The sequence below is a fragment of the Flavobacterium sp. genome, assembly GCF_028689845.1.
In the GTDB taxonomy this organism is placed as follows: domain Bacteria; phylum Bacteroidota; class Bacteroidia; order Flavobacteriales; family Flavobacteriaceae; genus Flavobacterium.
This window is the reverse complement of the sequence record NZ_JAQVCH010000001.1, coordinates 41208-54069: the sequence shown is the minus strand read 5'-3', so window position 1 is coordinate 54069 and position 12862 is coordinate 41208. Positions and strand designations below refer to the sequence as shown.

The 12862-nt window shown below is 35.1% G+C and carries 7 protein-coding genes; 6 read left to right on the top strand and 1 reads right to left on the bottom strand.

Annotated elements, in window-relative coordinates:
- Positions 1-53: 53 nt before the first annotated feature.
- From PHR76_RS00200 to PHR76_RS00175, 6 genes are all read left to right on the top strand, one after another.
- Positions 54-1793, top strand: coding sequence for a glycoside hydrolase family 30 beta sandwich domain-containing protein (locus tag PHR76_RS00200; RefSeq protein ID WP_300057002.1), 1740 nt, complete (start codon positions 54-56; stop codon positions 1791-1793).
- Positions 1794-1818: 25 nt separating this feature from the next.
- Positions 1819-3261, top strand: coding sequence for a glycoside hydrolase family 30 protein (locus PHR76_RS00195; protein WP_300057000.1), 1443 nt, complete (start codon positions 1819-1821; stop codon positions 3259-3261).
- A gap of 11 nt (positions 3262-3272) precedes the next feature.
- Positions 3273-5501, top strand: a complete 2229-nt coding sequence (gene bglX, locus PHR76_RS00190) for a beta-glucosidase BglX (protein WP_300056998.1) — start codon at positions 3273-3275, stop codon at positions 5499-5501.
- 2 nt (positions 5502-5503) lie between these two features.
- Entirely contained in the window at positions 5504-7444 is a 1941-nt protein-coding gene (locus PHR76_RS00185) for a sialate O-acetylesterase (protein ID WP_300056996.1), read from the top strand.
- Positions 7445-7661: 217 nt separating this feature from the next.
- Positions 7662-10451 carry a GH92 family glycosyl hydrolase gene (locus tag PHR76_RS00180; protein ID WP_300056994.1) on the top strand — a complete coding sequence of 930 codons (2790 nt, stop codon included), beginning with the start codon at positions 7662-7664 and terminating at the stop codon, positions 10449-10451.
- 1 nt (position 10452) lies between these two features.
- A complete protein-coding gene (locus PHR76_RS00175) occupies positions 10453-11220 on the top strand; it encodes a nitrilase family protein (RefSeq protein ID WP_300056992.1) in 768 nt (255 codons plus the stop codon).
- Here the strand turns inward: PHR76_RS00175 and PHR76_RS00170 are convergent, their stop codons facing one another.
- Complete coding sequence (locus PHR76_RS00170) at positions 11221-12810, bottom strand: Ig-like domain-containing protein (protein ID WP_300056990.1); 1590 nt, start codon at positions 12808-12810, stop codon at positions 11221-11223.
- Positions 12811-12862 lie beyond the last annotated feature (52 nt).

Genomic DNA, 12862 nt, shown 5'->3' with positions numbered 1-12862 from the left:
CTTTTTTATTAATTATGTAATTACGTATCTTCTTTAAATCAATTAGCAGAATAATGAAATTAATATTTCTATTATCATTTGTCTTATTAGGGTCTCAATGCTCTAATCCAAGTGACACAGCAAATCAATCAAATCCAACCGTTAGTATTGCCAATGCAACAACTGCAGAAGGAACAGATGCTATTTTTATTATAACACTAAATCATCCTAGTGTTGTTGAAACAATTATAAACGTTGAAGTAACACCAAACACCGCAACTGTTGCCGACTACATGGTTGGTTTAACTACGGTTACAATTCCACCGTCACAAACCACAGCAAGCTATCATGTTGCAACGATTAATGATGGTTTGACGGAATTGTCTGAAACCTTCACCGTTACAGCTACAATTGTTTCAACTAATACAACCAACACCGTTCCTATTGTGGTTACAGGCACCATAAATGATTTTGGGTCTACAACCCATCAAGTTGATTTGTGGTTAACCAAATCTGATCAATCCATTTTATTACAAAAGCAAAACAATACGCTTGTTTTTGGAACTTCTGCTAACTCTTTTCAATCAATTGCGATTGATGAATCTACAACGTACCAATCAGTAGATGGTTTTGGTTTTTCTTTAACGGGCGGAAGTGCAGAAGTGATCAACCAACTCAATTCAACAAAAAAACAAGCATTACTACAAGAACTTTTTGGCTCTTCAGAAAATGCAATTGCGATTAGCTACTTGCGAATTAGTATTGGTGCGTCCGATTTAAATAGCACTGTATTTTCTTATAACGATTTGCCAATTGGTCAAACCGATATGAATTTAGAACAATTCAGCTTAGCACCAGACATGACCCATTTAATTCCGCTATTAAAAGAAATCTTACTAATAAATCCAACGATTAAAATAATGGGCAGTCCGTGGTCTCCTCCCGTTTGGATGAAAGATAATAATAGTACCGTTGGTGGTAGTTTACAACCACAATATTATGGCGTTTATGCTCAATATTTTGTAAAGTTTATCCAAAAAATGGAAGCGGAAGGAATTACAATTGATGCCATTACCCCTCAAAATGAACCTTTACACCCCGGAAATAATCCAAGCTTACATATGACAGCACTTCAACAGGCAGATTTTATAAAAAATCATCTCGGACCCGCTTTTGTTGCTGCAAATATTACGACTAAAATAATTATTTATGACCATAATTGTGATCAACCAGGTTACCCAATTACCGTATTGAACGATCCAATTGCTAAAAATTATATTACAGGCTCTGCTTTTCATCTTTATGCTGGCGAGGTCACTGCCTTGTCGCAAGTTAAAAATGCTCATCCTGATAAAGATTTGTATTTCACAGAGCAATATACTTCCAATACAGGAACGTTTGACGGTGATTTAAAATGGCATTTAAAAAATGTTATTATTGGCACGATGCGTAATTGGAGTAAAAATGCGTTGGAATGGAATTTAGCAAATAATGCTTCTTTCGGACCATATACACCAGGAGGCTGTACTACTTGTAAGGGAGCGATTACAATCAATAGTTCTAACAGTTTTACAAAAAACGTGTCGTATTATATTATTGCTCATGCTTCTAAATTTGTGCCTACTGGTTCGGTTAGAATAGCTAGTAATTCCTTTGAAAATTTACACAATGTGGCATTTCTAACGCCACAAGGAAAAAAAGTACTTATTGTTTTAAATGACGGTAATGTAGCACAGTCATTCAATATAAAATCTAATCAAAAATGGATCACTACTTCACTAGATGCTGGAGCAGTTGGAACATATATTTGGTAAATTAATAATCTGTAAATTATATAAAATGAAAGTTTCAATCGCCTTATTATTGGTTTCTAGTATAGTATTCGGTCAAACAAAGAATAAAATTAATACAGAAAATAAACAGTCTAAATCTGTTACGGTTTATACTACGTCTCCAGAATCTGATTTAAAAATTGCCAAAACAAACCAAGAATTGTTTAAACCTGCTGGGCAACCTTTAGAAACTCAACTATGCGTTTTTGTTCATCCTACCAAGAAAAATCAAACTTTCTTAGGAATTGGTGGTGCCATTACGGATGCCAGTGCCGAAGTTTTTGCCGCTTTACCAAAAGATAAACAAGAAGAACTTTTAAACGCTTATTTTGATAAAGAAAAAGGAATTGGCTATACCATAATTAGAACAAATATTAACAGCTGTGACTTCGGCTCAGATAGTTATACTTATATAGAAGAGGGAGATAAAGATTTAAAAACGTTTTCAATTGAACACGACCGAGCTTTTAAAATCCCAATGATAAAAAAAGCAATGGCAAAGGCAGATAAAACAACGTTTTACGCAAGCCCTTGGAGTCCACCAGCTTTTATGAAAGACACCAAAAACATGCTAAAAGGCGGAAAATTATTACCTGAATATTATCAGTCTTGGGCAAACTACTACGTAAAATTTGTACAAGAATATGAAAAAGAAGGTATTCCGGTTTGGGGATTAACAATACAAAATGAACCGATGGCTACTCAAACATGGGAATCATGCATCTATACCGCAGAAGAAGAACGTGATTTTTTGAAAAAATACTTGGGGCCAACTTTACATAAAAACGGATTAAAAAATCTGAAAATTACGGTTTGGGACCATAATCGTGATTTGCTTACGCAACGTGCCACAACAATGCTTGACGATGCCGAAGCAGCAAAATATGTTTGGGGAATTGGCTTTCATTGGTATGAATCATGGAGTGGTGGAAATCCGATGTTTGAAAACGTTGCAAAAGTTCATCAAATGTATCCAGATAAAAACTTATTGTTTACTGAAGGGTGTGTAGAAAAATTTAATGCAGAAAATTATCAACTTTGGGCAAACGGACAACGTTATGGCCGCTCTATGATTCATGATTTTAATAACGGAACCGTAGGCTGGACTGATTGGAATATTTTATTAGACCAAAATGGAGGGCCAAATCATGTAGGCAATTTCTGTTTTTCTCCGATTCACGGCGATTTAGCTACAGGCGAATTAATTTATACACCTTCCTATTATTTTATAGGACATTTTTCAAAATTTATCAAACCCGGAGCCAAAAACATAACGAACTCGGTTAGCCGAAGCCAATTGATTGCGACTACATTTCAAAATCCAAACGGAGAGTTTGTCACTATTGTCATGAATGAATCGGATAAGGAATTAACCTATTTTTTGAATAATAATAATCAGGCAAGTGAATTAAAAATTCCAGCAAAAGCAATCCAAACCTTGATTTATTAATTTTTTCGAATATGAAAAAAATCGCAATTTTAATCGGGATTGTTTTTCAATCAATCAACGTATTTTCACAAGATAAATTGATTGAGCAAAAGGTTGAAAGTCTTTTAACGCAAATGACGTTAAAAGAAAAGATCGGCCAACTTAATCAATATACTGGCGATGGAAATGCAACAGGGCCATTAACCGTAAATCCTAATAAACAAGCAGCTATAAAACAAGGATTAATTGGCTCAATGCTTAATGTGATGGGAGCCAAATATACCCGTCAATACCAAGAATTAGCCATGCAGTCTCGGTTAAAAATACCTTTGCTTTTTGGTTTGGATGTCGTGCACGGTTACAAAACAACCTTTCCAATTCCACTAGCAGAAGCTGCGAGTTGGGATTTAGAAGCAATTGAAAAAGCAGCACGAATTGCAGCTGTTGAAGCGTCTGCAAGTGGGATTCACTGGACTTTTGCTCCTATGGTCGATATCGGTCGCGATCCGCGTTGGGGTAGGGTGATGGAAGGTGCTGGTGAAGACACTTACTTAGGCTCTAAAATTGCTTTCGCCCGAGTAAAAGGATTTCAAGGAAAAAAGCTAGGTGAATTAGATGCCGTTATGGCGTGTTCTAAACATTTTGCAGCCTATGGAGCTGCAGTTGGAGGAAGAGATTACAACTCGGTCGACATGAGTGAACGAATGCTTTGGGAAACCTATTTACCACCTTTCAAGGCTACAGTTGATGCCGGAGTAGCTACGTTTATGAATGCTTTTAACGACCTAAACGGAGTTCCCGCCACCGGGAATGTTTATTTACAACGAGCTATTTTAAAAGGAAAATGGAACTTTAAAGGTTTTGTGGTTTCAGATTGGGGTTCAATTGGCGAAATGGTTCCACATGGTTACGCTAAAGACAGTAAAGAGGCAGCACAACTAGCCATCACTGCGGGAAGCGATATGGACATGGAAAGTAATGCTTATCTCAATAATTTAGCTACTTTAATCGATGAAGGGGAAGTTGACATTGCTTTGATTGATGATGCCGTTAAACGTATTTTATACAAAAAATTTGAATTGGGTTTGTTTGATGACCCCTATCGTTTTTCTAATCTGCAAAGACAAAAAAAAGCGTTAGACAATCAAGAGCACACTAAATTTGCCCGTGAAATCGCCGCAAAAAGTATCGTATTGCTTAAAAACGAAAATAATTTATTACCGCTTTCAAAACAAACAAAAACCATTGCTTTTATTGGTCCAGCAGTAAAACCTGCTAGAGCAAATCATGGTTTTTGGGCAGTAGATGTCAAAGAAGTCGACTCAACTTATATCATTTCGCAATGGGAAGGCTTAAAAAATAAAGTCGGAAAAAACGCAAAATTACTCTATGCCAAAGGTTGCGGTTTTCAAGACACCAGTAAAGCCGGATTTGACGAAGCTATTGCTGTGGCAAAACAAGCAGACGTAGTCATTGTTAGTGTTGGCGAACGCTGGGATATGAGTGGAGAAGCCAAAAGCAGAAGCAATCTTCAATTGCCAGGAGTTCAAGAAGAATTGTTAAAAGCCATTCAGGCAACAGGAAAACCCATGGTAGTTTTAATTAATGCCGGAAGACCACTCGTTTTTGATTGGACGGCAGATAACGTCCCGGCTATTCTTTATACTTGGTGGTTGGGAAGTGAGGCTGGTAATGCTATTGCTGATGTACTATTTGGCGATTATAATCCTTCTGCCAAATTGCCGATGACTTTTCCAAGAAACGAAGGACAAATCCCTATCTATTATAATTATTTCAACACAGGAAGACCAGCAAAAAATGAAATGGATACCAACTATGTTGCAGCTTATATTGATGTTAAAAACACACCTAAATTTCCTTTCGGATTCGGTTTGAGCTATACGACATTTGACTATTCAAATTTAAAACTTTCCGCTTCAAAAATGAAAGCGGCTGAAAAAATAACGGTAAGTTTTCAATTGAAAAACACAGGAAACCTTGTAGGAGAAGAGGTTGTTCAGTTATATTTGCATGATAAATTTGCGACTGTCGTTCGTCCTGTAAAAGAACTAAAAGACTTTATGAAAATTAAATTACAACCTGGCGAAACCAAAATGGTAACGTTTATAATTGATAAAGAAAAACTATCGTTTTATAATCAAAACATAGAATGGATTGCAGAACCAGGGGAATTTGAATTGATGATTGGAACATCTTCTGCCGATATTCGTTTAAATAATGTCTTTGAATTAGTAAATTAAAAATGAAAAAATTTATTATTTTATTGTTATTGCTTTTCGTTGGTCAAATTCAAGGACAAGCTACCTTAGCCTCTATTTTTTCTGATAATATGGTGTTGCAACGCCAAGCTAAAATTCCAATTTGGGGGTGGGCTACGAGTCAGGAAAAAATTACCGTTTTATTACATAATCAACAAAAATCAACCACAGCAGATCAAAGTGGAAAATGGATTGTTTATTTAGATTCAGAAGATGCAGGTGGTCCTTTCGTCCTGACAATAAAAGCAAAAAACAGTTTACAAATAAACAACGTATTAATTGGAGACGTTTGGATTTGTTCGGGCCAATCAAATATGGAATGGATTGTAGGTCAAGCTGATGATGCGGAGGAAGAGATAGCCTCAGCAAATTACCCAAACATTCGACATATCAAGATTCCAAAAGATATTAATTCACTACCCAATTCAAAATTTGCAAAAACATCTTGGGAAGTCTGTTCACCTAAAACGGTTGAAAACTTTACGGCAGTAGGCTATTATTATGCCAAAGAATTAAACAAAAACCTACACATTCCAATTGGATTAATTAATGCAAGTTGGGGCGGAACCAATATTGAAACCTGGATAAGTAAAGAAGGTTTTGAAGCAGATGCAGAATTTAATGAGATAATTCAAGCAATGCCCAAAATTAATATTGACTCACTTTTACAGTTAAAAATAGAATCTACTAAACGTCAAATAGAAACGATTCAAAACGCTCCAATTAATCCTAAACAAGCAACTTCGTTTAGTCAATTCAATTTCGATGATACCAATTGGCCAGAAATGCAACAACCGGGTGCTTGGGAAGCACAGCAATTAGGAAATTTAGACGGGATTGTTTGGTTACGAAAATATTTTACCTTGAAAAAGGTAAATGGACCAATAACGTTAGAAATTCCAGCGATTGATGACAATGATGTGACGTTTGTAAACGGCATTAAAATTGGCGAAACTAACGGATGGGATAAAAAAAGAGTGTATCAAATTCCAATTACAATTTTAAAGAAAGGTCAAAATAGTATTGCTATCCGAGTAGAAGATAATGGTGGTGGTGGAGGAATTCACGGCCTTGAAAACGACTTGAAAATAGTGCAAAACAAAACGGTTATTCCTTTAAATGGAAAATGGAAATTTCAAGTGGAATCAATTAAAGACAATTTGAATGAAAACGATTTTCCGTCGCTTTGTTATAATGCTATGATTCAACCTTTGGTTCCTTTTGCTTTTAAAGGAGTGATTTGGTATCAGGGCGAAAGTAATGCTGCTAGAGCTTTCCAATATCGTAAAGCATTCCCGTTATTAATTCAAGATTGGAGACAAAAATGGCAGATTGATTTCCCCTTTTACTTTGTTCAATTAGCTTCCTTTAGTACGCCTGGAAATAGTAATGAAGGGTGTGAATGGGCAGAATTAAGAGAAGCACAATCACAAACGCTATCGCTTCATAATACGGGAATGGTAGTAACAACAGACATTGGCAATCCTACAGATATTCATCCTAGAAACAAAAAAATGGTTGGACATAGATTGTCAACCATTGCATTGCATAATTTATATCAAAATAATATGACTTGTAGCGGCCCTGTATTTCTTTCCTTTCAAAAAAACGAGAAGGAACTAATTATTTCTTTTAATTCTATCGGAGAGGGGTTGTCAACCACAAATGATTTCGGATTTGTCAACGGTTTTGAAGTGGCGGGCGAAAATCAAATATTTTATACCGCTAAAGCACTTATCAAAGAAAACAAAATAATTGTGAGTTGTCCTGAAGTTTCTAATCCTATAGCAGTTCGTTTCGGCTGGAAAGGCGATGCGTCTCATTGTAATTTGTTTAATGCAGAAGGTTTTCCAGCAGTTCCTTTTCGGACAGATGATTGGAAAACCATTACCAAATCGGAGAAATATAAAATTGTAATAAATTAAAATTAAGATTTTTTCATGTTTTCATATTTGTTTAAGCATCCAGTTTTAATTGGATGCTTTTTTTGTGGACGTTACCCAAGGGTCGGGCTCTACGCTCTATCTTTTGTTTTTTTTGATGATAATCGAATAAAACAAAAGGATGCCGCTACCATCCCTAACGCAAATCAATTTTAAAAGAAAATACTGTATATTTGAGTCTCAAATTAATACACTTACTATGCGATTTGTCCTTCTAACGATAGTCTTGCTGCTGTCAGATTTAAGTTTTGGTCAAAATTATCATCAATATGTCAATCCATTCATCGGAACAGGCGGACACGGACACACTTTTCCGGGAGCCACAACTCCTTACGGAATGGTACAGCTTTCGCCCGATACCCGAATTGATGGCAGTTGGGATGGTTGTTCAGGCTATCATTATTCAGATAATTTGATTTATGGATTTTCACACACACATTTAAACGGCACTGGCGTTTCCGATTTTGGTGATATTATGTTGATGCCAACCATGGGCGATCCCTCGTTTGATAATAAAATCTATTCGTCAACATTTTCACATGATAACGAAAAAGCTTCAGCCGGATTTTATAGCGTAAAATTAGACAAAAACAATATCGATGTTCGACTAACTGCCTCCACACGAGTTGGTTTTCATGAATATACTTTTAATAAATCTGGAGCAGTTAATATCATTCTTGACTTGAATCATCGTGATAAATTATTGGAAGGAACTATGCGAATTATAGACGACCAAACAATTGAGGTTTTAAGAAGAAGTGAAGCTTGGGCTCAAAATCAATATGTATATGCACGAATTGAGTTTAACACTCCAATGAAGTTTACAAAAGTAAAGTCAAATAGTGTTTCAAAAGGAGAATTTTATTCAGGAACGGAGCTTAAAGCTTGTTTTTCTAAAATGGTCAAAAAAGGAGAAAAAATTCTAGTAAAAGTATCACTTTCTCCTACGAGTTATGAAGGTGCCAAATTAAACAGTTCAGAAATCAAGCATTGGGATTTTGATAAAGTTAAAAAAGAAACGGAAGCTTTATGGAACAAAGAATTATCCAAAATTGAAGTTACTTCTGATGATAAAGACAAATTAGCGATCTTCTACACCGCTTTATATCACACCATGATGCAACCTAATATTGCACAAGATTTAGACGGAAAATATCGTGGAAGAGATAATGAAATTCACACAGCAGAAGGATTTGATTATTACACTGTTTTTTCACTTTGGGACACTTTTAGAGCCGCACATCCTTTATATACGCTGATTGACAAAAAACGAACTTCAGATTATATCAATACTTTTATCAAGCAATTTGAACAAGGTGGAAGATTGCCCGTTTGGGAATTGGCTTCCAATGAAACCGATTGTATGATTGGGTATCATTCCGTTTCTGTAATTGCAGATGCGATGACAAAAGGAATTAAAGGTTTTGATTACGAAAAAGCTTTTGAAGCAAGTAAAGCTTCAGCCATGAGAGATGTTTTGGGTTTGAAAGCTTACAAAGAAAACGGGTTTATTTCGATAGATGATGACCACGAAAGTGTTTCAAAAACCGTTGAATACGCTTATGACGATTGGTGTATAGCTCAAATGGCTCAAATTTTAAATAAAAAAGAAGATTATGAATATTTCATGAAACGTTCTCAAAATTGGAAAAATATTTTTGATTGGGAAACCAGATTCATTCGCCCAAAGAAAAATGCCGGTTGGGACAAACCTTTTGATCCAAGAGAAGTAAACAATAATTTTACCGAAGGAAATGCTTGGCAATACACGTTTTTTGTGCCTCATGATATTCCCGGAATGATTGAAGCTTATGGCGGAAACGACAAATTTGAAGCCAAACTAGATGAAATGTTTAATGCTGAAAGCAAAACCACCGGACGAGAACAAGTTGACGTAACGGGTTTAATTGGCCAATATGCGCATGGAAACGAACCTAGTCATCACATGGCCTATTTGTATAATTATATCGGTAAATCCGAAAAAACGAATGAAAAAGTAAACTACATTTTAGATAATTTCTATACAAACAAACCCGATGGTTTAATTGGAAACGAAGATTGCGGTCAAATGTCTGCTTGGTATGTTTTAAGTTCTATGGGAATTTATTCAGTTACGCCGGGACAATTGGGTTATACTAAAACAACTGCTTATTTTGAAAAGTTGAAGGTTAATTTCGAAAATAAAGAACAACTTTCCATTACTAAAAAAGGAATGAATGGCTATTTAAAAGAAGTTACAGCTGCAACTAAAATTAATAATTTTGAAAAAATTATTCAGGTTCCTGTAATTCAAGCAGAAAGCAAATCGTTTAAAGACAAGCTGAAAATCGAAATTTTATCTCAAAATCAGAAGGACGAAATTTATTATATTTTTAATTCTTCTTCTCCTGAAAAACCTGCTTGGATGAAGTATTCAGGTCCGATTGAAATTTCGCAGTCTGAAAAAATAAGTGCTTACGTGAAGCATAATGATGAAAACAGCAATAGTGTTTCTGCCCAATTCTTCAAAAAGCCAAACAATTACACCATTGCTATTAAATCAAAATACAATCCACAATATCACGCGGGTGGCAATGATGGTTTGTTAGACGGCATTTATGGCAACGAAAACTGGCGAAAAGGCGAATGGCAAGGTTTTCAAAACCAAAATTTCGAATGTGTTATTGATATGCAAAAAAATCAAGAAATAAGTTTCATTAGCTCCAACTTTTTGCAAGACACCCGTTCTTGGATTTTAATGCCGACAAAAGTGACCTATTATACTTCAGAAGATACTATCACATTTAAAAAAGTGGGCGAAGTGGAGAATTCAGTTGACCCAAAAGAATATGAAACCGTAATAAAACCTTTTGTATTGCAATTTAATTCGCAAAAAGCAAGATACATAAAAGTTGTTGCTACCAATTTTGGAAAATTACCAGAATGGCACCAAGGTTTTCCTTCAAATGGTGATGCTTTTATTTTTGTGGACGAAATAGAAATTAAATAAAATGAACATTGCCCTGATTCAAGCACCGATTGTTTGGGATAATCCGATTGCCAATATTTTATATTTTCAAGAAAAAATAATGGCGATAGAGGAAGAGGTTAATCTTTTTGTATTGCCCGAAATGTTCTCTTCTGGTTTTACAATGGAACCTTTTATTTCTGCTGAAACCATGAATGGTGAAACCGTTTCTTGGATGAGAACCATCGCTACCAAAAGAAAATGTGCTATTACCGGAAGTATCATCATATTTGAAAAAGAACAGTTTTATAACCGAATGATTTTTGCTTTTCCTTCGGGAGAAATGGAGTATTACGATAAAAAACACTTGTTTACGCTGGCTGGTGAAGATAAAATATACCAACCCGGCACAACAAAAAAAATCATTAAATTCATGGGTTGGAAAATTTGTTTACAAATTTGCTATGATTTGCGTTTTCCAGTATTTGCTCGTAATGTAGAAGACTATGATTTACTAATTTATGTAGCTAATTGGCCAAAAACACGAATTGCCGCTTGGGATGTTTTATTAAAAGCGAGAGCCATAGAAAACATGAGTTTTGTCATTGGCGTAAACCGAATTGGAATGGATATGAACAAACACGAATACATCGGACATTCGCAAGCCATAGATGAATTAGGAAATTGTATTGTTGAACCAACCGAAGAAGAAGGTGTTTTTTTGGCAACTTTAGACCAAAGAAAACTCCTAAAAAATCGAAAAAAATTCAAGTTTTTATTCGATAGAGATGATTTTGAATTAAAAAGTTAATCAACCTCCACCTAATTTGAGCGTTTGGTCTACATCCCAATTTGCTCGTACATCAATCTCCGTTGGAAAATAACGAACTTCTTCGGTTTGTCGTTTTTCTAAATAACTTCCGGTATCCCAAATTTTATTTTTATTGGTATCATAAATAATCCGAATCGTAAATAAATTGGGTTGCAGAAAAGTAAAATCAAGGGTTGTTTCTCCTTCCGAATAGGCAGAAGCTTGCACATCGCCTTTTGCATTGGTGAGTTCTACTATAATTGGAAACGATTTGACTCCTTCTAAGTTTAGGCGTAAATTTCCGTAATCGCTCACATTCTTTGTGCCGAGTGTAAACACAACCGAATCGTTTTCACGTTCAATTATATCCGTCAAAGCCCCTTTTAGAAGGGTGAATTTATACTTTTGGAGCGGTTCCTTCTTAAAATCTATTTCAATTTGCTGATTTTCCTCATCATAAAAAGAAGTAAATGCCACTTGAATTGAATCCTTATTCATTATAGAAATTTTTTCAGGATTTATTTTGCTAATCGGCACGCTACTTTTTAATCTGAATTGATCGCCTAAATGTAAAACGCTCGTTTGAGTAGGACTAATTTGTAAAGAATCTGTTTTTTGTTTGCTATATTTTACGGTATATTCTTTTTCAAGATTGTTGTAATTAACATGAAGCGAAAGTGAATCTGCTTTGACTGGTTTAAACCATATTTGAAGGGAATCTTTTTTCTCAAATGGTGTAATTACGGAGGGAATGACTTCGTTTCCGTTTCGAAGCGTAAGTTTTACCGCTTTTGCTTTGCCTTCATATCCTAATAAAATACGATTTCCAGCCGCTTGTGAGGGACGAATGGGTTTAAAGGGTAATTCCTCCTTAAACAATTCTAATTCATAAGCAGCACTATCCGGAATGGTCACAACTTCATTATGAAATGCAATTTTATCTGTTTTGGGATCAAACTTATTATTATTGTTCACATCTTTCATTGCAACTAATAAGTAACTTCCTGCTTTTAAGTTGTCTAATTGAAAGGTTTTTAAACTGTCTAACGTATTGGTTACATAACGAGGCACTTCTTTGTAAACAATTGAATCATAAAAGGTTTCATTGCGTTCATAGAGCATTACCGATACAAAATTGTCTACTTTTTTACTGAAAGCATCTTTTATTTGACCCACTAATTGCAAGGAATCAATATACGTTCCCGTTGAAAAAATATATTTAAATTGCTGATACGGATTTCCTTCGTTATTGTCTTGAATACTTTGGCCAAAATTGAAACTATAAGTAGTGTTTGGCAAAAGGGTGTCTTTCAAGGTTATCGTGAGCACTTTAGTGGCTGAGGTTGGAGAAATTACAGGCTTATTTTTCATCGGTGGCGAAACAATCAACTGTTTATTGATGTCTTTTAACTTGATGTATTCGTCAAAATAAAGCTTGATTTTATTTCCCGTAAATTCAGTCGAAAAATTCTTTGGCTCACTCATTTTCATGATTGGTGGAATAGAATCTTTCAATCCACCGGTGATTGTTCCTCTTTTGGCACAACTAGTTAGTAAGATGGAAAGTATAAATAGGATAAAAATTCTCATGTAAAATGACTTTATTTCAAGTAGCAAAATAACAATTATATTTCAAGCAAAT